Below are 24,419 nucleotides of genomic sequence, written 5' to 3' on the forward strand. Positions count from 1 at the left end.
TTCGCGGATCCCGCAGATGATCGAGGGGAAATTGATGGCTCAGTCGCGGATCGAGGACTTCTGGCCGCTGTCGCCGCTCCAGGAAGGGCTGCTCTTCCACACGGTCTACGACGACGAAGGGCCCGGCGTTTACGTCGGCCACTGGATCCTGGAGCTCGACGGCGCGGTGGAGGCCGCCAGGCTGCGCGCGGCCTGGGAGGCACTGCTGGCCCGGCATGCCGCGCTGCGGGCCTGTTTCCGGCAACGCAAGTCGGGCGAGACGGTGCAGCTCATCGCGCGGCAGGTGGAACTGCCGTGGCGCGAGGCCGACCTTTCCCACCTCGACGACCCCGCGGAAGCCGTGCGGGAGCTGGCCGAAGAGGATCGGACGGCGAAATTCGACCTCGCGAACGCGCCGTTGCTGCGGCTGACGTTGATCCGCCTCGCCGAAGACGACCACCGCCTCGTCGTGACCTGCCATCACGCGATCATGGACGGCTGGTCGATGCCCATCGTGTTCGACGAGCTGTCGATGCTGTACGCGGCCGACGGCGGTCCCTTGGACCTGCCCGAGGCGCGGTCCTATCGGGAATATCTCGCGTGGCTCGACAGGCAGGACAAGGAAAAGACGTTGTCGGCGTGGTCCGCGGAGCTGCGTGGCGCCGAGGAGCCGACGCTGGTCGCGCCCGCGGGACAGGGAAGCGCGCCCAGCCTGCCCGACAACATCATGATCGAGCTGCCGGAAGACCTCACGCGATCGGTGGCGGAACTGGCCCGCGCCAACGGATTGACGCTCAACACGGTGGTGCAGGGTGCCTGGGGATTCGTACTGGCACAGCTGTCCGGCCGGACCGACGTCGTGTTCGGCGCGGTGGTCTCGGCGCGTCCGCCGGATCTGCCCGGCGTCGAGGCAATGGTGGGACTGTTCCTCAACACCGTCCCGGTACGCGTGCGGCTGGACGGCTCGAAGCCGGTCCTCGGCCTGTTGGCGGAGCTGCAAAAGCGGCAGTCGGCGCTCATCTCCGACCATTACATCGGACTGGCGGACATCCAGAAGACGGCCGGTCCCGGCGCGCTCTTCGACACCTTGCTCGTCGTCCAGAACTTCCCGCGTGAGCTCGGCGAAGCGGACTCCGGGGAGACCTTCCGCATCACCATCACGCAAGGCAAGGAAGCCGCCCACTACCCACTGACGCTGGTCGCCGTCCCCGGCGAGTCGATGCTGCTCAACCTCGACTACGTGACCGAGCGGTTCAGCCGGGACGACGCGCTGGCCATCCTCGACCGGTTCACCGGGGTGCTGCGTCAACTCACCGAGGCGCGCGAGATCACGGTGGCCGAACTCGACCTGACGAGCGCGGCCGACCGGCGATCGGTACTGAACGACTGGGGTACGGCGACCCAAGTGGCGCCGAACCGCCTCGCGCCGGAGCTGATCGACGGTCAGGTGGAACGCCGTCGCGACGGGATCGCGGTCGACGACGGCGACTCGGCGTTGTCCTACGGCGAGCTGGCCGAGTACGCGGAAAGGCTCGCCGGGTATCTGAGGGACCGCGGGGTCCGGCGCGGCGACCGGGTCGCCGTCGTGATGGAGCGATCCCCCGGCCTGATCGCGACGTTGCTCGCGGTGTGGAAGGCGGGCGCGGCGTACGTGCCGGTGGATCCCGCGTACCCGATGGAACGCGTGAAGTTCATGCTGGCGGACGCCGAACCGGCGGCGGTGGTGTGCGCGGAGGCGTACCGGGAGGCCGTGCTGGACGGCGGGATCGCCCCGATCGTCCTCGATCCGCGGACCCGGCAGGCGGTGTCGGAGCAGGCACGACTCTCTGTCGGTGTCGCCGCCGCAGACGTCGCCTACGTGATGTACACGTCGGGTTCCACGGGGACGCCGAAGGGGGTCGCGGTCTCGCACGGCGACGTCGCCGCGCTGGTCGGCGAGCCGGGCTGGCGCGTGGGCCCCGAAGACACCGTGTTGATGCACGCTTCGCACGCTTTCGACATCTCGCTGTTCGAGCTGTGGGTGCCGCTGGTCTCGGGCGCCCGGGTGCGGCTCGCCGGATCGGGCGTGGTGGACGGCGCGGCGCTGGCAGGCTACGTGGCCGACGGGGTCACGGCCGCCCACCTCACCGCCGGTGCCTTCCGGGTGCTGGCCGAGGAGGCGCCGGAGTCGGTCGCCGGGCTGCGCGAGGTGCTGACCGGTGGCGACGCGGTACCGCCGTCGGCGGTGGACCGGGTCCGGCGAACCTGTCCGGACGTGCGGGTGCGGCATCTCTACGGCCCGACGGAGGCCACGCTGTGCGCGACGTGGTGGGTGCTCGAACCCGGTGATCCGGCGGGTTCCGTGCTGCCGATCGGCCGTCCCCTGTCCGGGCGGCGGGTCTACGTCCTCGACGCGTTCTTGCGGCCACTGCCCCCGGGGATCGCCGGCGAGCTGTACCTCGCCGGAGCCGGTGTGGCGCAAGACTATCTGGGCCGTCCGGTGCTGACGGCCGAACGATTCGTCGCCGATCCCTTCGCCCCCGGCGAGCGCATGTACCGGACCGGGGACCTCGCCTGCTGGACGGATCAGGGCGCGCTGGCGTTCGCCGGACGGGCCGACGACCAGGTCAAGATCCGCGGCTACCGGGTGGAGCCCGGCGAGATCGAGGTGGCGCTCGCCGAGCTCCCCGGGGTCGGCCAGGCCGTGGTGGTCCCGCGGGACGGGCACCTGATCGGTTACGTGGTCGCCGAAGCGGGAAAGACGCTCGCCCCGGAACGGCTGCGCGGTGAGCTTTCCGAGACGCTGCCCGAGTTCATGGTGCCCGCCGCGGTGCTGGTGCTGGACGTCCTGCCGTTGACGGTCAACGGGAAGGTGGACCGTCAAGCGCTGCCGGAGCCGGACTTCGCCTCGAAATCGGCGGGCCGGGAGCCCGCGACCGAGGCCGAGCGGATCCTGCGCGGCGTGTTCGCCGAAGTCCTCGGCCTGGAGGAGGTCGGCCTGGAGGACAGCTTCTTCGAGCTCGGCGGGGACTCGATCTCGTCGATGCAGGTGGCCGCCCGTGCCCGCCGCGAAGGGATCCCGCTCACCCCGCGGCTCGTGTTCGAGCACCGGACTCCCGAGCGGCTCGCGGCGCTGGCCCCGGAAGCGCGGAAGTCCACAGTGGACACGGGAATCGGCGAAGTCCCTTGGACGCCGGTGATGCTCGCCCTCGGGGAAGACGCTCTGCGACCCGGCTTCGCGCAGGCGCGAGTCGTCGTCACCCCGGCGGGCTTCGATCAGGACGCGTTCGTGTCCGCCCTGCGCGCGGTCCTGGACACGCACGATCTCCTACGGGCGCGAGTGGAGTCCGTCGGCCGGTTGACCGTGCCTGAAAAGGGATCCGCGGCCGCCTTGGTGACCCGCGTGGCGGCCGGGGACGTCGACGAGATCGCGGAACGCGAGGCCGCCGCGCTGGATCCCTCGACGGGGACCATGGTGCGGGCCGTCTGGCTCGACGCAGGGGCCGAGCCGGGCCGGTTGGTGCTGGTGGCGCATCACCTGGTCGTCGACGCGGTCTCGTGGGCGATCCTGCTGCCCGATCTGCGCTCGGCGTACGACGCCGTGAAATCCGGCGAGACTCCCGCGCTCGAACCCGCGACGACGTCGTTCCGGCAGTGGGCCCGGCGGCTGGCCGAGCAGGCGCTCAGCGCGAGCACGGTCGCCGAGACCGAGTACTGGGCCGCCGTGCTGGACGGCGTGGAACCGTTGCCGGAGCGGGGAACCGGGCAAGCGCATTCGTGGTCGGGGACGGTGTCCGGCGGCGTGGCGCGCGATCTGGTGGCCCGGGTGCCGGGCGCGTTCCATTGCGGGATCCAGGAAGTCCTGCTGGCGGGCATCGCGGGGGCCGTCGCGCGGTGGCGCGGTGACGACGCCGCTGTCCTGGTGGACGTGGAAGGCCACGGCCGCCATGCCGCTGACGACGAAGACCTGTTGCGCACCGTCGGCTGGTTCACCGGCGTTCATCCGGTCCGCCTCGACGTCTCCGGTGCCGACCCGGCGTCCGGGGAGCTGCTGAAAGCCGTGAAGGACCAGGTCCGCGCCGTTCCCGGCGACGGGCTCGGCTTCGGGCTGCTCCGTTACCTCAACCCCGAGACCGGGGCGAGGCTGGCGGCGCTGCCGTCCGCGCAGATCGGGTTCAACTACCTCGGTCGGGCGGGCGCCGGCACCGAGACCGGCGCCTGGCAGACGGTCGGAGGGGCGCTGGGTGGCGGCCGGAACGCGGTCCAGGCCCACGCGCTGGAGATCGGCGCGGACGTCCAGGACACGCCGGAAGGTCCCCGCCTGCGGCTCGTGATCGACGGCCGGGATCTCGAACCCGCCGCCGTGGAGCGGCTCGGCGAGGCGTGGCTGGAGACGTTGACCGGGCTCGCGGCCCTGGCGGACGGTCCCGGCGGGCACACCCCGTCCGACTTCGGGCTCGTGAAGCTGACGCAGCGGGACGTGTCGGAGCTGGAAGCCGCCGCGCCGGGGCTGGCGGACATCTGGTCGCTGTCGCCGTTGCAGGAAGGAATGCTCTTCGAACGAGCTTTCGAAGAGGGCGGCGTCGACGTCTATCAGACCCAGCGGATCCTCGACCTGGACGGACCCCTCGACGCGGGACGGCTGCGCGCGGCGTGGAGCGACCTGGTCGAGCGGCACGCGTCGCTCCGGGCGAGCTTCCACGACCTCGGTGCCGGTGAGACGGTGCAGGTCGTCGTCGACGAGGTCGAAATCCCTTGGCGTGAAAAGGATCTGTCGCACCTCGGCGAGACGGCCGCGAACGCGGAGGTCGAACGCCTGCTCGCGGAGGACTCGGCAGCACGCTTCGACGTCACCAAACCTCCCTTGCTGCGGCTCCTGCTGATCCGGCTCGGCGCGGACAGGCACCGCCTCGTGCTGACTGCCCACCACCTGCTTCTCGACGGCTGGTCCACGCCGCTCGTCCTCGGCGAGACGGCGACCGGCTACGCGGGCGGGCAGGCCAAGCCGGCACCGTCCTATCGGGACTATCTGACGTGGCTGAGCCGCCAGGACGAGGAAGCGACCCGTGCGGCTTGGCGGGCCGAACTCGCGGGCGCGGACGAACCGACCCTGGTGGACGCCGACGCGGGCAAGACGATGGTGCTGCCGGACGAGTGTTCCGAATGGCTGCCCGAGGAACCGACCAGGGCCCTCGTGGAGTTCGCCCGCGGACACGGCCTGACGCTGAGCACGATCGTGCAGGGCGCGTGGGCGCTGGTGCTGGCCCGGCTGGCGCGCCGGACGGACGTGGTGTTCGGGACCGTGGTGTCCGGGCGGCCGGCCGAGGTGCCGGACGTCGAGCGGATGGTGGGGATGTTCATCAACACCGTCCCGGTCCGCGTCCGGCTCGACGGCGGTGTGCCGGTGCTGGACCTGCTCCAGGATCTGCAACGGCGTCAGTCGGCGCTGACGGAGCACCAGTACATGGGGCTTCAGGAGATCCAGAAGGCGGCGGGGACGGGCGCGGTCTTCGACACCGTCCTGATGACCGTCAACTTCCCGCTGGACGCCGCCGGTCTCGGTGACGACGGCGGTGTCTCGATCAGCTCGATCCGCACCCGGACCGGCACCACTTTCCCGTTGTCCCTGAGCGTCATGCCCGGCGAACGCCTTCAGATCCACCTGTCCTACCGGCCGGACCGGATCGCCGGGGAGACCGCCGCCGAGATCGCCAGGCAGGTCGTCCGGGTGATCGAGCAGGTGGTGGCCGAGCCGTCGCTTCCCGTCGGCCGCCTGACCGTGACGAGCGAACCGGCGCGCGCGTCGGTGGTCGAGCGCTGGAACGCGACCGGCGAACCGGCGGACGATTCGTCCGTGCTGGAGCTCTTCCGCCGCCAGGCAAGCCTTTCCCCGGAGGCGGTCGCGGTCGAGGAGGGCGGGCGGACCCTGTCCTACACCGGACTCGACCGGGAATCGGATCGGCTCGCCGGGTACCTGGCCGGGATCGGCGTGCGGCGCGGTGACCGCGTCGGTGTCGTGCTGGAACGCGGCGTGGACCTGGTGGTCGCCCTGCTCGCGGTCTGGAAGGCGGGAGCCGCGCAGGTGCCGGTGAACGTGGACCATCCCGCGGACCGGATCGAGCGGATGCTCACCGACGCCGGCGTGTCGGTGGCGCTCTGCGCCGAAGCGACCCGCGACGGAGTGCCGGACGGGATCGAGCCGGTGGTCGTCGGCGCACCCGGGATCGGGGATGCGAAAGCGCCCGAGGTCACGGTGGCGGCGCAGGACGTGGCCTACCTGATGTACACGTCGGGATCGACAGGGGTGCCCAAGGGCGTCGCCGTCCCGCACGCGAGTGTGGCGGCGCTGGCGAGTGACCCGGGCTGGTCACAAGGCCCGGACAATCACGTGCTGTTGCACGCGTCGCACGCTTTCGACGCGTCGCTGGTCGAGCTCTGGGTGCCGCTGGTCAGCGGTGCCCGCGTGGTGGTCGCGGAGCCGGGCACGGTCGACGCGGGCAGGCTGCGTGAAGCGATCGCCCGCGGCGTGACCACCGTCCACCTGACGGCGGGCGCTTTCCGTGCCGTGGCGGAGGAATCCCCGGAGTCCTTCCTCGGGCTGCGCGAGATCCTGACCGGCGGGGACGCGGTGCCGCTCGCGTCCGTCGTGCGGATGCGCCAGGCCTGCCCGGACGTCCGGTTCCGGCAGCTCTACGGCCCCACCGAGATCACCCTCTGCGCCACCTGGCTCGTCCTCGAACCGGGCGTCGCGACGGGTGGCGTGTTGCCGATCGGCAGGCCGTTGGACGGCAGGCAGGCCTACGTGCTCGACGCGTTCCTCCAGCCGGTGGCCCCGAACGTGACCGGCGAGCTGTACCTCGCGGGGGCCGGTCTGGCGCACGGCTATGCGGGCGCGCACGCGCTGACCGCGGAACGGTTCGTCGCGAATCCGTTCACCGCGGGGGAACGGATGTACCGCACGGGCGACCTGGCGCGCTGGACGGATCAGGGTGAGCTGGTGTTCGGCGGCCGGGCCGATTCGCAGGTGAAGATCCGCGGCTACCGCGTCGAGCCGGGGGAGATCGAGGTCGCGCTGACCTGCGTCCCCCGGGTCGCGCAGGCGATCGTGGTGGCGCGGGAAGAACGACCCGGCGAGAAGCGGCTGATCGCGTACGTGACCGCGGAAGACGGGCAGGGCCTGGATTCCGGCGCGGTCCGCGAGCACCTCGCGGCGCGGCTGCCGGAGTACATGGTGCCCGCGGTGGTGCTGGTGATGGACGCCTTCCCGTTGACGCTCAACGGGAAGATCGACCGTGCGGCCCTGCCCGCCCCCGAGTTCACCGCCAAACGCGCCGGCCGCGAGCCCCGCACCGGGACCGAGCGCCTGCTGTGCGGACTGTTCGCCGAGATCCTCGGGCTGGACGAGGTCGGGGCCGACGACGGCTTCTTCGAACTCGGCGGGGACTCGATCCTTTCGATGCGGCTGGCCGCCCGTGCGCGGCGCGAGGACCTCGTCTTCGGTGCCAAGCAGGTCTTCGAGCAGAAGACGCCCGCGGGGATCGCGGCCGTGGCCGAGCGCGGCGGACGGCTCCCGGCCGTCGCCGAGGACGGTGTCGGCGAGGTCCCGTGGACGCCGGTGGTGCGGGAACTGATCGAACACGATTCCGGTGCGCTGAACGGTGGCGCGCTCGCGCAGTGGGTGACCGTCGGCGCTCCCGGTGACCTGACCGTGGACGCCCTGACGGCCGGGCTGGCCGCCGTGATCGACACGCACGACCTGCTGCGGAGCCGGATCGTCGAGACCGAGGGCGAGCAGCCCCGGCTGGTGGTGTCCGAGCGTGGGGCCGTGGACGTGACCGGTCTGGTCGAGCGGGTCGAAGCGGGTGCCGGTGACCTCGACGAGGTCGCGGAGCGTCACGCCGGTGCGGCGGCCGCACGCCTGGATCCCGTCGGCGGGGTGATGGTCCGGGCGGTGTGGGTCGACGCGGGACCGGGCCGCGTCGGACGGCTGGCCGTGGTGGCGCATCACCTGGTGGCCGACGTGGTGTCGTGGCGGATCCTGCTGCCGGACCTGCAGACGGCCACCGAAGCCGTGGCGGCGGGCCGGGAACCGGGACTCGACCCGGTGGACGTCTCGTTCCGGCGCTGGGCGCGGACCTTGACCGAGCAGGCGGCCGCCCGCGACGCCGAACTGGCGACCTGGACGGAGATCCTCGACGGCGCGGAGACGCGGCTGGGCGAGCTGGATCCGAAGCGCGACACCATTTCCACGTCGGGCCGCAAGACCTGGACCCTGCCGGGGGAACGCGCGAGCGTGCTCGTGGAGAAGGCCACCTCGGCGTTCCATTGCGGTGTCCACGAAGTCCTGCTGGCGACCCTGGCGGGCGCGGTGGCCGGTTGGCGTGGCGGCACCGCCGTCGTGGTGGACGTCGAAGGTCACGGCCGCCAGGCCCTCGAAGACCTCGACCTGTCGCGGACGATCGGCTGGTTCACCGGTGTCCATCCGCTCCGGTTGGACACCGCGGGGATCGACCCGGCGGAAGCGATCGCGGGAGGCGCCGCGGCCGGACGGCTTCTCAAGGGAGTCAAGGAGAACGTGCGATCCGTGCCGGACGGCGGGCTCGGCTACGGGATGCTGCGTCACCTCAACGAGGAGACGGGGAAGGCCCTGTCGGTGCTGCCGAAGGCGGAGATCGGCTTCAACTACCTCGGCCGTTTCTCGTCCCGGCCCGAGGGCGACGCGGAGCCCTGGCAGATGGTCGGGACCATCGGCGGCGCGGCGGGGCAGGACCTGCCGCTGCGGCACGTCGTCGAGATCGACGCGGCGGTGCTGGACGGCGACGGCGGACCCGAGCTCACGCTGACCGTGACGTGGGCCGGGCGGATCCTCACCGAGGCCGAGGCGGAGTCACTCGGGAAGACGTGGCTGGACATGCTGACCGGCCTGGCCACGCACGTCGGCGCGGGTGGCCCGGGCGGGCACACGCCGTCCGACTTCCCGCTCGTTTCGCTGGCACAGAACGAAGTCGAGGAGATCGAGGCCGCCGTACCGGAGCTGCTCGACATCTGGCCGTTCTCCCCGCTCCAGGAAGGCCTGCTGTTCCACTCCATCGACGAGCGCGGCCCGGACGTCTACGCGGGCATGCGGGTCCTCACCCTCGACGGCCCGCTGGACGCCGCCCGCTTCCGCTCGTCCTGGCAGACCCTGGTCGACAGGCACGACGCCTTGCGGGCGAGCTTCCATCAGCTCGGGTCCGGCACCGGTGTGCAGGCGGTCGCCCGCCGGGTGACGCTGCCGTGGCGGGAGACCGACCTGTCCCAGCTGCCCGAGGCCGAGGCGCTGGCGGAGTTCGAGCTCCTCGCGGCGGAGGCGCACGCCGACCGGTTCGACCTGACCAAGGCTCCGCAGCTGCGCCTGCACCTGGTGCGTTTCGCGGAACGCCGGCACCGGCTGATCCTTTCGTCGCACCACATCTCGGCCGACGGCTGGTCGCTTCCGGTCTTCCTGGTCGAGGTCATGGCGGCGTACGAGTCCGGCGGTGACGGCCGGACCCTGCCGGTCCCGACGTCGTACCGTGAGTACCTCGCGTGGATCGCCCGCCAGGACAACGCGGCCGCGAGGGAGGCGTGGCGGACCGCGCTCGCGGGACTCGACGAGGCGACCCGGGTCGTACCGCCGGAGTCGATCGCCACCCCCATCGAGCCCGACCGCGTGCGGTTCGCGCTCGACGACGAGCTGAGCGGGCGGCTGACCGAGTTCACCCGGCGGCACGGCGTCACGATGAACACGCTGTTCCAAGGGGTCTGGGCGCTGTTGCTGGCGCGGCTGACCGGGCGTGAGGACGTCGTCTTCGGCACCACGGTGGCCGGGCGGCCCCTGGAGATCCCCGGCGTCGAGTCCGCGGTCGGCCTGTTCATGAACATGCTGCCGGTCCGGGCCCGCCTCACCGGCGCCGAGAAGTTCGCCGACATGCTGGCGGACCTGCAAGAACGCCAGGTCGCGCTGATGCCGCATCAGCATCTCGGGCTGACCGAGCTCACCCAGGTCGCGGGGCCCGGCGCGGCGTTCGACACGATCGTCGTCTTCGAGAACTACCCGCCGCCGCCAGAGCCGTCGGACGATCCCGGTGTCCTCGCCATGCGCCCGGCGGGGATCCCGGACGACAACGGGCACTATCCGCTGTCCCTGCGCGCGTCCGAAGGCGGTGGCGTCCACGGTGAGGTCATCTACCGGCCGGACGTGTTCGACCGGACACGCGCCGAGGAGTTCCTCGCGTCGATCGTCCGGGCGCTGGAGCAGGTGGTCGCCGATCCGCTGGTCCCGGTCGGGCGGGTCGGCCTGATCGGGCCGGAGCACCGCCGTCTGGTCGTGGACGGATGGAACCGGACCGACGCGCCACTCGTGACGGACACGCTGCCGTCGCTGGTCCGCGCCCAGACGGACCGGACGCCGGACGCGGTGGCGGTCGAGGATTCGGCGCGGAGCCTGACCTACAGCGGGCTGGTGGACGAGGTCGAGGCGCTGGCCCGGCTGCTCGTCGGCGCGGGAGTGCGGCGCGAGGTCCGGGTGGGCGTGCTGGTCGAGCGTTCGGCCGAGCTGGCGGTGACCCTGCTCGGGGTCACGTTCGCCGGTGGGGCGTTCGTCCCGGTCGACCCGGACTATCCGCGTGACCGCGTCGAGTTCATGCTCGCGAACTCGGCACCCGAGGTGCTGGTGTGCACGAAGACGACGCGGGCGTTCGTGCCCGCCGCCTTCGCGGGAACGGTGCTGCTGCTCGACGAGCTGCCCGACGCCGATCCGAACGTGGTGCTGCCGCCGGTGGCCCCGGAAGACGCGGCGTACGTGATCTACACGTCGGGGTCGACGGGGGTGCCGAAGGGCGTCCAGGTCACCCACTCCGGCCTCGTCAACCTGGGGTACGCGCATATCGAGCGGATGGCCGTGACGGCGTCCTCGCGGATCCTGCAGTTGTCCGCGATCGGTTTCGACGCCATGGTTTCCGAGCTCTACATGGCGCTGCTGGCCGGCGCGACCCTGGTGCTGCCCGACGCCGCGAACATGCCGCCCAAGGTGACACTGGGCGACGCGATCCGCCGGGCGGGCATCACGCACCTGACCGTGTCGCCGAGTGTGCTGGCGAGCGAGGACGACCTGCCCGACACCCTGCGGACCGTGCTGACCGGCGGCGAGGCGCTGACGGCCGCGCTGGTGGACCGCTGGTCGCCGGGGCGCCGGGTGATCCAGGCCTACGGGCCGACGGAGACGACCATCTGCTCGACGATGAGCGCCCCGTTGTCCCCGGGGCACGACGTCGTCCCGCTCGGCGGCCCGATCCACAACGTGCGGCACTACCTGCTCGACGCTTTCCTGCAGCCGGTGCCGCCCGGGGTGACGGGGGAGCTCTACATCACCGGCGTCGGGCTCGCCCGCGGCTACCTCGGGCGTCCGGGCCTGACGGCGGAACGGTTCGTCGCCAGTCCGTTCGCGCCCGGCGAGCGCATGTACCGCTCCGGCGACCTGTTCCGCTGGGACCCCGACGGCCAGCTGAAGTTCGTCGGCCGGGTCGACGCGCAGGTCAAGGTGCGCGGCTACCGGGTCGAGCCCGCCGAGATCGAGGCCGTGCTCTCGGAACATCCGGGGGCCGGTCAGGTCGCGGTCTCCGTCCGCACCGACGGGCGGGGTGAGAAACGTCTGGTGGCCTACGTCGTCCCCGCCGAGTCCGATGTGGACGGTCTGACGGCCGCGCTGCGGGCACTGGCGGCCGAACGGCTGCCGGAGTACATGATGCCCGCCGCGTTCGTGACGCTGGACAAGATGCCGCTCACCCCGAACGGCAAGCTCGACCACAAGGCGTTGCAAGCCCCCGATTTCGCCGCGATGGCTTCGAAACGGGAGCCGAGCACACCGATGGAGGCCCTGGTGTGCGGGCTGTTCGCGGAGGTGCTCGGCCTGGACCGGGTGGGGGCCGACGACAGCTTCTTCGAACTCGGCGGGGACTCGATCACCTCGATGCAGGTGTCCGCGATGGCCCGACGGGAAGGGCTGGCGCTGACCCCGGGCCAGGTGTTCGCCGAGAAGACGCCGGAACGGCTGGCGGCGCTGGTCAAACCGCTGCCTGTCGAAGACGAGACCGCCCCGGAGCCGGAACCGGACGGGGGCACGCTCGTCGCGCTTTCCCTTGATCAGTTGGAACAACTCGAGGCTGGACTGTCCGGCGACTAACGCTTTAAGGAGCAGATCGTGACCGTTGACGACACCCGCGCGAAGCCGCGTTCGAGCGTGGAGGACGTCTGGCCTCTTTCGCCGCTACAGGAAGGAATGCTCTACCACACCGTCTTGGACGACGACGGGCCCGACACCTACACCGTGCAGACCGTCTACGGCATCGACGGACCGCTGGACGCCGGGCTGCTGAAGGCGTCGTGGCAGGCCCTTGTCGACCGCCACGCCGCGCTGCGGGCCTGTTTCCGTTACGTCAGCGGCGCTCAGATGGTCCAGGTGATCAAGCGGGACGCCGAGATCCCTTGGCGCGAAACGGATCTCACCGGACTGCCCGAGGACATCCTCGACAGCGAGGTGGACAGGCTGGCCGCGGACGAGCTGGCCGAAAGGCTGAGCATCGACGCGGCGCCGCTGATGAAGCTGCACCTGATCCGGCTCGGCCCGGAGCGTCACCGGCTCGTGCACACGCTGCATCACGTCCTGGTCGACGGCTGGTCGATGCCGATCCTGCACCGCGAACTCGCGGCTATCTACGCCGCGGGGGGCGACGCGTCCGGCCTGCCCGCCACTGTGTCCTATCGGGACTATCTCGCCTGGCTCGGCAAGCAGGACAAGGAAATCGCCCGGGCGGCCTGGCGGAAAGAGCTCTCCGGACTGGACACGCCCACCACGGTCGCCCCGGCCGATCCGGGTCGCGTGCCGGACATCCACACGACGGTGGTCGAGCTGTCCGAGGAATTGACGGACGGTCTCGCGCGGCTGGCGCGCGGCCACGACCTCACGTTGAACACCGTCGTGCAGGGTGCCTGGGCCGTCGTGCTCTCGCAGCTCTCCGGTCGTGACGACGTCGTGTTCGGCGCGACAGCCTCGGGGCGGCCCGCCGATCTGGCCGGCGTGGAGTCGATGGTCGGCCAGCTGCTCAACACCCTGCCGGTGCGGGTCCGGCTCGACGGTGCGCGACCGGCCGTCGAGCTGTTCGGCGACCTGCAGCGCGACCAGGCGGCACTCATGACCCACCAGCACCTCGGCCTGCAGGACGTGCAGGCCGTCGTCGGGGCGGGCGCGGTCTTCGACACGCTCGTCATCTACGAGAACTTCCCCCGCAAGGGACTCGGGCGGTCGGCGGACGGCGGCCTGAGCCTGATCCCGGTGAAGCGCGGACGGAACTCGTCGCACTACCCGTTCACGCTGATCACCGGTCCCGGCGAGCGGATGCCGCTGATCCTCGACTACGACCAGGGTCTCTTCGACGAGGCGGCCGCCGCATCGGTCGTCGGCGCGCTGTCGCGGGTGTTGGAGCGGCTCGTCGCCGAACCCGAGGTCCTCGTCGGCCGTCTGACGCTGGCGAGCGAGGCCGAGCGCGCCCTGGTGGTGGACACCTTCAATGCGACCGACGGCCCGGTGCCGGGGGAGTCCGTGGTCGAACTGTTCGCGCGGCGGGTGGCCACGGCGGCGGACGCGGTGGCGATCACCGACGCGGCGGGCACGAACCTGACCTACGCCGAGGTCGACCAGGCGTCGAACCGGCTGGCCCGGTACCTCGCCGAGCGTGGCGTCGGTCGCGGCGACCGGGTCGGGGTGGCCATGGAACGGTCGCCGGAACTGTTGATCGCGTTCCTGGCGATCTGGAAGGCGGGCGCCGCGTACGTCCCGGTCGACGTGGAGTACCCGGCCGAGCGGATCGCGTTCATCCTCGGCGACTCCGGCGTCTCGACCGTGCTGTGCACCCAGGCCACCAGCGGGGTCGCACCGGAGGACGCGATCGTCCTCGACGCCCCGGAAACGCGGACGGCCGTCGACGCTCTTCCCGCCACGGCACCGGAATTCCGGCCGAGCGCGAGCGATCTCGCGTACGTCATGTACACCTCGGGATCCACCGGCCTGCCCAAGGGCGTGGCGATCCCGCACGGCGCCGTCGCCGGTCTGGCGGGCGACGCGGGCTGGCAGCTCGGTCCCGACGACGGCGTGCTGATGCACGCGACGCACGTCTTCGACCCTTCGCTCTACGCGATGTGGGTCCCGCTCGTCACCGGCGGCCGGGTCCTGCTCACCGAACCGGGCGTACTGGACGCGGCCGGGGTGCGCCAGGCGGTGGCACGCGGCGCGACCGCCGTCCACCTCACCGCCGGCAGTTTCCGCGCCCTGGCGGAGACCTCGCCGGAGTGCTTCGCGGGCCTGACCGAGATCGGCACCGGCGGCGACGTCGTCCCCGCGCAGTCCGTCGAGAACCTGCGGCGCGCTCAGCCCGGTCTGCGGGTGCGGAACACCTACGGGCCGACCGAGACCACGCTGTGCGCGACGTGGCTGCCGATCGAACCCGGTGACGTGATCGACCGGGAACTGCCGATCGGTCACCCGATGACCAACCGGAAGATCTACCTCCTCGACGCCTTCCTGCGCCCGGTCGCGCCGGGAGTGGCCGGTGAGCTGTACATCGCGGGCACCGGCCTGGCACGCGGATACCTCGACAGCCCGGGCCTGACGTCCGACCGGTTCGTGGCTTGCCCGTTCCTCCCCGGTGAGCGCATGTACCGCACCGGGGACCGGGCGCGCTGGACCCGCGACGGCGAGGTCGTGTTCCTCGGCCGCGGCGACGAGCAGGTGAAGATCCGCGGCTACCGGGTCGAGCTGGGCGAGGTGGAGGCCGTGCTGGCTGCCCAGCCGGGCGTGGTCGAAGCGGTCGTCATGGCGCGGGAAGACCAGCCGGGCGAAAAGCGCCTGGTGGGCTACTTCGTCTCCGACGGCAAGGACGCGGGGCCGGAGGAGATCCGGCGGCAGATGGGGCTCGTCCTGCCCGCGTACATGGTCCCGCTCGCGGTCATCGCCCTGCCCGGCCTGCCCGTCACGCCCAACGGCAAGGTGGACCGCCGGGCCCTGCCCGCCCCGGATCTCGCGGGGCAGGCGGCGGAGAAGGCACCGGAGAACGAGACCGAGAAGGTCCTGTGCGCGCTGTTCTCCGAGATCCTCGGTGTCCCGCAGGTGAGCGTCGACGACGCTTTCCACGACCTGGGCGGCAGTTCGGCGCTGGCCATGCGGCTCATCGCGCGCATCCGCGAGGAACTCGGCGCGGATCTGCCCATCCGGCAGCTGTTCTCGTCGCCGACGCCCGCCGGTGTCGCCCGTGCGCTCGCCGCGAAGTCCCGTCCCCCGCTGGAAGCCGTCGAGCGGCCGGACCGCGTGCCGCTGACCGCGCGTCAGCTCCGCGCCTGGCTGCTGGCCAGCCCGGGAGACGAGGCCGCCGGACTGCACATCTCGGTCGCGCTTCGCTTGCGCGGCAGGCTGAACGTGCCCGCGCTGGCGGAGGCTTTCGGCGACGTCGCGGCCCGGCACGAGATCCTCCGGACCACCTTCCCCGGTGACGCGCAGAGCGTTCACCAGCACATCCACGACGCCTTGGCGGTCGAGCTGGCCCCGGTCCCGGCGACCGAGGAGGAGCTTCCCGGGCTTCTCGCGGAGCTTCGCGAGCGGCACTTCGACCTGACCGAAGAAGTGCCGTGGCGCTGCGACCTCTTCGAGCTCTCGGAAAAGGCGCACGTGCTGCACCTCAAGGTGCACCGGATCCTGGCCGACGACGAGTCGCTCGACGTGCTCTTCCGCGACCTGGCCGCCGCGTACGGCGCGCGGCGTTCGGGCCGCGTCCCGGAGCGCGCGCCGCTGGCGCTGCAGTTCGCGGACTACGCGATCTGGGAGCGGCGGCTGCTCGACGACGAGCGCGGGCAGGACAGCCTCATCAACGAGCAGATCACCTTCTGGAAGGCCAATCTGGCCGGGATCGACGGCGAGACGGTGCTCCCGCTCGACCGTCCCCGGCCGGTCGTCCCGTCGCGGCGGGCCGGCACGGTCGCGGTGCGGCTGGAGGCCGGGCCGCACGCCCGGCTGACCAAGGCGGTCGCCCCGGTCGGCGCGCACGTCCTCCAGGTGGTGCAGGCCGCGCTCGCGGTCCTGCTGGTCAAATCCGGCGCGAGTGACGACGTCGTGATCGGCACGTCGCTGCCGAAGGACGACGACCTCATCGACCTCGAGCCGATGGTCGGGCCGTTCGCCCGGCCGCTCGCCCTGCGGACGAACCTCTCGGGCGACCCCTCCTTCCTGGAGGTCGTCACCCGGGCGCAGGAGGCGGCCCGGACCGCGCGCCTGTACCTGGACCTGCCGTTCGAAAAGATCGTCGAGCTGCTGGACCTGCCGGGTTCGCTCGCCCGCCATCCCGTGTTCCAGGTGGCACTGGAGGTGGGCGAGGAGGACCTCGGCGCGTGGGACGCGACGGAACTGCCCGCCCTGCGCACCGAAGCCGAGCCGGTCGGGCCGGACGCGTTCGAACTCGACCTGTCGTTCAAGCTCACCGAGCGCCTCGACGAGGAGGACGAACAGGACGGCATCGACGGCACCCTGCACTACGCCACCGATCTCTTCGACGAGGCCACGGCCGAATCGCTGGCACGGCGGCTGGTCCGCGTCCTCGAACAGGTCGCGGAAGACCCGCGGCTGCGCATCAGCGAAGTCGACCTCGCTCTCGACGACACCGAACGGGACCGTCCGGCCGAGGCACCGGCGAAGTGGGCAGGCGCCGTGCCCGCGGTGGCCGCCGAACTGGCCGAGGGCGGCCCGCTCGGCGCGCTCGTGCTCGACGACGAGCTGCGGCCCGTCGTCGCGGGCGCCGTCGGCGATCTGTACCTCACCGGGGCAGTGGTGGACGCGAGTCCCGCCGAGAAGACTGTCGTCTGCCCGTTCGGTACAGAGGGGAGGCGGATGGTGCGCACGGATCTGCTCGCCCGCTGGAACGCCTCCGACGCACTGGCCGTGGTGGGCGAGCGGCGGCTGCCGGGTGCCGCGGCGGCGACCGGCACGGGTGACTTCGAGGTGCTGCTTCCGTTGCGGGAAGGCGGAAACCGGCCGCCGCTGTTCTGCGTCCACGCGAGTGGCGGGCTGAGCTGGAACTACGCGCCGCTGCTGCGGAGCCTTCCGCAGAACCAGCCGGTGTACGGCCTCCAGGCGCGCGGCCTGGCCCGTACCGAACCGCTGCCGTCCACTGTGGAGGAGATGGCGGCCGATTACGTCGAGCAGATCCGCACCGTGCAGCCGTCCGGGCCGTACCACCTGCTCGGCTGGTCGCTCGGCGGCCGGATCTCGCAGGCGATGGCCACTTTGCTTGAAGCGCAAGGGGAAGAAGTCGGCCTGGTCGCCCTCCTCGACGCCTACCCCACCGACGTCGGAAGGCTGCCGCGCGCGCAGCGCGGCACCGAAGCCGACGAGGAGGCCGACGCCTTCGACAAGCAACAGGACCAGCAACTGGCGCTCGCCGCCGGAGTCGCCCGCGACGCCGGCGCCCGGACGAACCTGGAGGAGGTCATGGGGCACCTCCGCCGGATCGGGCCGGAGCACACCGCCCGGAGCTTCACCAGCGACATCCTGCTGTTCGTCGCGACGGAGAACCGGCCCTCGCATCTGCCCACCGAGGTCGCGATCGCCAGCTGGAAGCCCCTCACCAGCGGGACCGTCGAACCACACGAGATCGCGACCGGTCACATGGAAATGCTGCAACCCGCGGCGCTGGCCCAGATCGGGGCCGTCGTCGCCGAGAAGCTCCGGCCCCGGCCGGAGCGCGAAAGGACGCAACGATGAGCAATCCCTTCGACAACGAAGACGGCTCCTTCTTCGTGCTCGTCAACGACGAGGGCCAGCACTCGCTGTGGCCGACCTTCGCCGAGGTGCCCGCCGGTTGGACCCGCGTGCACGGCGAGGCGCCCCGGCAGGAATGCCTCGCCTACGTCGAGGAGAACTGGACGGACCTCCGCCCGAAGAGCCTCATCCAGGAAGTCGGTAGCTGAGCGGCGCTGTCCAGCCGTTCGATGCGGTCAGTTGGACGAGCCCCGCGCTCGTCCGACTGACCCCGGGAAAGGACCTGTGCAGTGGAAGCGTTCGAGGAGCTCAACGTCGTCCTGCCGACGGAGATGCACTGGCGGGACCGGTTCGACCCGGTTCAGCTGCTGCTGGATTTCATGGCCAAGGGCCCGATGACCGAATTGGGCACCGAGGAGGACGGTGAGGGCCGGACAGCCTGGCTGGCCACCGGTTTCGACGAGGTCCGCCACGTGCTCGGCTCGGACAAGTTCAGTTCCCGGCTCCTCTACGGCGGGACGGCGTCCGGCATCACCTTCCCCGGCTTCATCACCCAGTACGACCCGCCGGAGCACACGCGACTGCGCCGGGTGCTGTCGCCCGCGTTCTCCGTCCGGCGGATGGAACGGTTCCGGTCTCAGGTCGAGCAGGTCGTCGAGGACACCCTGGACGCCATCGACTCCATCGGCGGCCCGCTGGACTTCGTCCCGCATTTCGGCTGGGCCATCGCGACCACGGCGACCTGCGACTTCCTCGGCATCCCCCGGGACGACCAGACGGAGTTGTCCCGCAGCCTGCACGCCAGCCGGGCCGAGCGGTCGGGCACCAGGCGCGTGGCGGCCGGGAACCGGTACATGACGTACATGAGCCAGAACACGGCTCGCACGCGTCGCGACCCCGGCGACGACATGCTCGGCGTCGTCGTGCGCGAGCACGGGGACGAGATCACCGACTCGGAACTGACCGGGCTGGCCGCGTTCGTCATGGGCGCGGGCGGGGATCAGGTGGCCCGGTTCCTCGCGGCGGGCGCGTGGCTGATGGTCGAGGCGCCCGAGCAGTTCGATCTGCTCCGGGAGAAGCCGGACGTCATCCCGGACTGGCTCGAAGAGATGGTCCGGTATCTCAGCACCTCCGAGAAACTCACCCCGCGCATCGCGACCGAAGACGTTCGCATCGGCGATTCCCTCGTCAAGGCAGGGGATACCGTCACCTGCTCCTTGATCGGTGTGAACCGCCGGGACTTCCCCGCACCGGAGGATCGGTTCGACATCACCCGGCCGAAGACGCCGCATGTCGCGTGGGGGCACGGCATCCATCACTGCCTCGGCAGGCCGCTGGCCGATCTGATCTTCCGGGTGGCGATCCCGGCACTGGCGACCCGCTTCCCGAAACTCCGGCTGGCCGAGCCGGACCGCGAGATCAAACTGGGGCCGCCGCCGTTCGACGTGAAAGCCCTGCCGCTCGACTGGTGACACCGCGAAAGCTTTGAGGAGAATCATGGTAGTTCCGCTGCCACATCAGCGGTTCGGGCTCGATCCGGTGCCGGAGCTCAGCGATCTGCAGAAGAACGGGCCGCTGCACGAATACGACACCGAGCCGGGACTGGACGGCCGCAAGCAATGGCTGGTCACCGGCTACGACGAAATCCGGGAGATCCTTTCCGACGTCACCCGGTTCAGTTCGATGCGCCCGGTCGACGACGAGTCGGAACGGGCCTGGCTGCCGGGGATCCTCCAGTCCTACGACCCGCCGGACCACACCCGGTTGCGGGGGACCGTGACGAGGGCGAACACCGTCCGGCGGATCGAGGTCCTGCGGCCGGTCGCCGAGGAGATCGTCGAGGAATGCCTGGACGATCTGGAGGACATGGGGTCGCCGGTCGACTTCGTCCGCAACGCCGCCTGGCCCATCCCCGCGCTGATCGCCTGCGACCTCCTCGGCGTCCCGCGTGACGACCAGTACGAGTTGTCGCGGATGTTCCGGGAAAGCCGGGAGAGCCGGATCCCCCGGCAGCGCAACCTGTCGGGACTGGGCATCGTCAACTACGCCCGGAAACTGACCGCCCGCAACCGCGTCGAACCCGGCGACGGGATGATCGGCGGCATCGTGCGCGACCACGGGGACGACGTCACCGACGACGAACTCGCGGGTCTCGCCGAGGGGATCATGATCGGGGCGGTCGAGCAGCTGGCCTCCCAGCTGGCGATCGCGGCGCTGCTCCTGGTGACCCACCCCGCCCAGATGGCGCTGCTGCGCGAGCGTCCGGAGCTCGCGAACTCCGCGGCCGAGGAAGTGCTCCGGTACGCGTCCATCGTGGAGACTCCCTCGCCTCGGACCGCCCTTGTCGACGTGTCGATCGGTGGGCGCACCATCCGCGCCGGTGACGTCCTGACCTGTTCGCTGCTGGCGGTGAACCGCGCCCGGGGCGAAGGATTCGACATCACCAGGGAGAACACCGAGCACATCGCGTTCGGGCACGGCATCCACCACTGCATCGGGGCGCCGCTGACCAGGCTCCAGCTGCGGGTGGCGCTGCCCGCGCTGGTCCGCCGCTTCCCGACGCTGCGGCTGGCCGTCCCCGAGGAGGAGCTGCGGTTCAAGCCGGGCAGGCCCGCTCCCTTCGCCGTAGAGGAGCTTCCCGTTGAGTGGTGACGACTCGCGGCCGCTGCACATCCGGCGGGACGGTTTCGGCCCCGCGGAGGACCTGCGTTCCGCCGGTCCGCTGACGAAGATCACCATCGGCGAGGGAGCGGGCGCCGAGACCAGCTGGCTGGCCGCGAACCACGCCGTCGTCCGGCAGGTCCTCGGCGACCACCAGCGGTTCAGCAACCGGCGGCGCTGGCACGATCAGGACGAGGTCGGCGGGAAGGGCATCTTCCGGCCGCGGGAACTGGTCGGCAACCTGATGGACTACGACCTGCCCGAGCACCCCCGGATGCGGCAGAAGCTGTTGCCGGGCTTCACTTTGCGCCGGATCCGGCGGCTGCGGCCGTACATCGAGCAGATCGTCGAGGAGCGTCTCGACGCGCTGGAGGACGAGGGTTCACCCGCGGATCTGATCGAGGTCGTCGCCGACGAGGTGCCCGGGGCCGTGCTGTGCGAGCTGATCGGGGTGCCCCGCGATGATCGCGCCACGTTCACCCAGCTGTGCCACCGGCACCTCGATCCTTCGCTGAGCCAACGGAAACGGGCGGCCGCCGGCGAGGCGTTCTCCCGCTACCTGCTGACCATGATCGCCAGGCAGCGCAAAGAACCGGGCGAGGGGCTGATCGGCGCCGTCGTCGCCGAACACGGCGACGCGGCGACGGACGAGGAACTTCGCGGTTTCTGCGTGCAGGTGATGCTGGCCGGGGACGACAACATCTCCGGCATGATCGGGCTCGGCGTGCTGGCACTGCTGCGACATCCCGAGCAGATCGCCGCTTTCCAGGGCGAGGATCAGGCGGCGGACCGGGCTGTCGACGAGATGATCCGGTACCTGACCGTCCCTTACGCCCCGACACCGCGGACAGCCATGCAGGACGTGACCATCGCGGGCCAGACGATCAAGGAGGGCGAGACGGTCACCTGCTCGCTCCCCATGGCCAACCGTGACCCCGCCCTGCTGCCGGACCCGGACCGTCTCGACGTCACGCGGGATCCGGTCCCGCACGTCGCGTTCGGGCACGGAGTCCATCACTGCCTGGGCGCGGCGCTCGCACGCCTCGAACTGCGGGTCGTGTATTCCGCGCTGTGGCAACGCTTTCCGAAGCTGAGACTGGCGGACCCCGAGGGTGAGACCGCGTACCGGCTGACGACGCCGGCGTACGGGCTGACGAGCCTGATGGTCGAGTGGTGAGCGGCGATCACGCGTGATCAAAGGCGGAACTCGCGTGCTTGGACAGCGATCTCGCGTGCTTGGAGGCGGATCTCGCGTGCTTGGACGACGCACACCCGAGTTCCGTCTCCAAACACGCGAGTTCCGCCTCTGATCACGTGAGTTCCGCCTCCAAGCACGCATGTTCGCCGTCTGATCACGCGAGTCCCGTCTTGGGTCGTGATCGCGGATCCGGCCGATACCGCCCGCGCTTTGGCCACGTGGCGTTGCGAAAGCCACTTTCGCAACGCTGAAGGTTGCGAAAGTGGCTTTCGCAACGCTGTTTCGGGCAGGGAGTGTGCCCGGCGATCCTGAGCCCACCGGAGCGGGCTGGGTCTTCGTCCACGGCGGCACCCTGGACTTATTTCCTGAGCACGGGCGAAGATTGAGGAACCCGAGTGTCCGAAGAGGAATCCGGAACACCAAACGCGGTCGGTGAAGGAGTTTCCACTCGATATGGATCAGGATATCGATGAGGTCGCGCCACTCGTGCAGCCGACGGCGAACTACATGCTCAGGACGCATTGCGATCCCCACGAGGACATGTTCGACCTCCGGGCGCACGGCCCGCTGGTCCGGATAGTCGGAAGCGCGTCCACCCAACTGCGGACCGAATACGTCTGGCAGGCCATGGGATACGACGTCGTGCGGCAGATCCTCGGCGACCACGAGCATTTCACGACGCGGCCGCGCTGGAGTTCGGCGGAATCACCCGCCGACGAACCCATTCCGCCGGATCTCATCGGGCAGTTGTCGGTCTACGACCCGCCCGAGCACACCCGCCTGCGCGGAATGCTGACGCCGGAATTCACCGCGCGGCGGATCCGCAGGCTGGAACCCGCGATGCTGGAATTGATCGAGGACCGCATCGACGTGATGGAGGCCGAAGGGTCGCCCGCGGACGTCCAGGGATTGTTCGCGGATCCGGTCGGCGGATTGGCCTTGTGCGAATTGCTCGGCATCCCGCGCGACGATCGCACCGAATTCATCCGGCGCGTCCGGCAGAATGTCGCGCTCAGCCGCGGATTCAAGGCGAGGGCCCACGACAGTGCGGCGTTCAACCGCTATCTGGACGGTCTCATCGCCCGCCAGCGCGCGGATCCCGACGAGGAGTTCATCGGTTCCATCGTGCGCGAGCACGGGGACGACGTCACGAACGCAGAGCTGCGGGGTGTGTTCACCGCGCTCATCCTCGGCGGCGTCGAGACCGTCGCGGGAATGATCGGCTTCGGGGTGCTCGCCCTGCTGGATCATCCCGAACAGAAGGACTTGATGCTCGCCGGCAAGGACGAAGCGGATCGTGTCGTCGCCGAATTGCTGCGGTATCTGTCGCCCGTGCAGCAGCCGAATCCGCGGCTGGCCATCAAGGACGTGGTCGTCGGCGGTCAGCTGATCAAAGCGGGGGAGTACGTGATGTGCTCGATCCTGATGGCCAACCGCGACGAAGCGCTGACGCCGAACGCCAACGTCCTCGACGCGAATCGTGCTTCGGGTTCTCATGTCGGGTTCGGGCACGGTATCCATTACTGCATCGGCGCGGCGGTGGCGAGGTCGCTGCTGAGGATGGCCTATCAAGCCCTTTGGGCACGGTTCCCCGATCTGCGCCTCGCGGTGCCGCACGAGGAGATCAAGCTCCGGAACGCCTTCATCGATTGCCCGGACCAATTGCCGGTCGCCTGGTAGTGCAATGACGTCGACAGAGGAATGGTGAGAAATGTCGGTCGAAGAATTCGACGTGGTGGTCGCGGGTGGCGGCCCGTCCGGGTCGACCTTGGCCACCTTCGTGGCCATGCAGGGCCACCGAGTGCTGTTGCTGGAGAAGGAACTCTTCCCCCGGTACCAGATCGGCGAGTCGCTGCTTCCGTCCACGATCCACGGCGTGTGCCAGATGCTCGGCGTCACCGACGAACTGGCGGCGGCCGGTTTCCCGATCAAACGCGGCGGCACGTTCCGGTGGGGCGCCCGCCCGGAGCCGTGGACGTTCTCCTTCTCCGTCTCACCGCGGATCACCGGCCCGTCGTCGTTCGCCTACCAGGTCGAGCGGGCGAAGTTCGACCAGATCCTGCTGAACAACGCCAAGCGCAAGGGCGTCGACGTCCGGGAGGAGTGCTCGGTCACCGACGTGCTCGAAGAGGGCGAGCGGGTCACCGGCGTCCGGTACACCGACCGCGACGGCAACGAGCGCGAGGTCAAGGCGACCTTCGTGATCGACGCGTCCGGCAACAAGAGCCGGCTGTACTCCAAGGTCGGCGGCTCGCGGAACTACTCCGAGTTCTTCCGCAGCCTCGCGCTGTTCGGCTACTTCGAAGGCGGCAAGCGGCTGTCCGAGCCGTACTCGGGCAACATCCTGAGCGTCGCGTTCGACAACGGCTGGTTCTGGTACATCCCGCTGAGCGACACGCTGACCAGCGTCGGCGCGGTGGTGCGCCGGGAGGACGCGGACAAGGTCCAGGGCGACCGGGAAAAGGCGCTCAGTTCTTTGATCGCCGAGGCTCCGTTGATCGCGGAGTACCTCAAGGACGCCAAACGGGTGACGACCGGCAAGTACGGGGAGATCCGCGTCCGCAAGGACTATTCCTACAACCAGACCGAGTTCTGGCGGCCGGGGATGATCCTGGTCGGCGACGCCGCCTGCTTCGTCGACCCGGTGTTCTCTTCCGGCGTGCACCTGGCGACCTACAGCGGGCTGCTCGCGGCGCGGTCGATCAACAGCGTCCTCGCCGGGGATCTGGACGAGAAGACCGCCCTGACCGAGTTCGAAGCGCGGTACCGCCGCGAGTACAGCGT

The 24,419-nt window shown here is 70.5% G+C and carries 8 protein-coding genes; all 8 read left to right on the top strand.

Going from position 1 to position 24,419, the window contains the following annotated elements; translation table 11 throughout:
* The first annotated feature begins 34 nt into the window (after positions 1-34).
* The gene (locus CFP71_RS13705; RefSeq protein ID WP_093934239.1) at positions 35-12,160 is read left to right on the top strand and encodes a non-ribosomal peptide synthetase; all 12,126 of its coding nucleotides are present in this window, start codon (positions 35-37) and stop codon (positions 12,158-12,160) included.
* A gap of 18 nt (positions 12,161-12,178) precedes the next feature.
* Positions 12,179-17,779 (top strand): non-ribosomal peptide synthetase, encoded by a 5,601-nt coding sequence (locus tag CFP71_RS13710; protein ID WP_093934233.1) that lies wholly within the window; start codon positions 12,179-12,181, stop codon positions 17,777-17,779.
* Positions 17,776-17,985 (top strand): MbtH family protein, encoded by a 210-nt coding sequence (locus tag CFP71_RS13715; protein ID WP_093934234.1) that lies wholly within the window; start codon positions 17,776-17,778, stop codon positions 17,983-17,985. Before CFP71_RS13710 ends, CFP71_RS13715 begins: the two co-directional genes overlap by 4 nt.
* 123 nt (positions 17,986-18,108) lie before the next feature.
* Positions 18,109-19,248 (top strand): cytochrome P450, encoded by a 1,140-nt coding sequence (locus CFP71_RS13720; RefSeq protein WP_093934240.1) that lies wholly within the window; start codon positions 18,109-18,111, stop codon positions 19,246-19,248.
* A 25-nt stretch (positions 19,249-19,273) separates the two neighbouring features.
* Positions 19,274-20,428, top strand: a complete 1,155-nt coding sequence (locus tag CFP71_RS13725) for a cytochrome P450 (RefSeq protein ID WP_093934235.1) — start codon at positions 19,274-19,276, stop codon at positions 20,426-20,428.
* Complete coding sequence (locus CFP71_RS13730) at positions 20,418-21,614, top strand: cytochrome P450 (protein ID WP_093934236.1); 1,197 nt, start codon at positions 20,418-20,420, stop codon at positions 21,612-21,614. The genes CFP71_RS13725 and CFP71_RS13730 overlap by 11 nt, the downstream gene beginning before the upstream one ends.
* Positions 21,615-22,088: 474 nt before the next feature.
* A complete protein-coding gene (locus tag CFP71_RS13735) occupies positions 22,089-23,315 on the top strand; it encodes a cytochrome P450 (RefSeq protein WP_093934237.1) in 1,227 nt (408 codons plus the stop codon).
* A gap of 31 nt (positions 23,316-23,346) precedes the next feature.
* Positions 23,347-24,419 (top strand): tryptophan 7-halogenase (locus CFP71_RS13740; protein ID WP_093934238.1); only part of this gene is annotated, 1,073 nt, incomplete at its 3' end.

Source organism: Amycolatopsis thailandensis (assembly GCF_002234405.1).
Classification (GTDB): domain Bacteria; phylum Actinomycetota; class Actinomycetes; order Mycobacteriales; family Pseudonocardiaceae; genus Amycolatopsis; species Amycolatopsis thailandensis.

Coding starts and splice junctions, on each gene's coding strand:
- CFP71_RS13720 (WP_093934240.1), top strand. CDS start 18,109: ATGCACTGGCGGGACCGGTTCGACCCGGTTCAGCTGCTGCTGGATTTC.
- CFP71_RS13705 (WP_093934239.1), top strand. CDS start 35: ATGGCTCAGTCGCGGATCGAGGACTTCTGGCCGCTGTCGCCGCTCCAG.
- CFP71_RS13715 (WP_093934234.1), top strand. CDS start 17,776: ATGAGCAATCCCTTCGACAACGAAGACGGCTCCTTCTTCGTGCTCGTC.
- CFP71_RS13725 (WP_093934235.1), top strand. CDS start 19,274: ATGGTAGTTCCGCTGCCACATCAGCGGTTCGGGCTCGATCCGGTGCCG.
- CFP71_RS13735 (WP_093934237.1), top strand. CDS start 22,089: ATGGATCAGGATATCGATGAGGTCGCGCCACTCGTGCAGCCGACGGCG.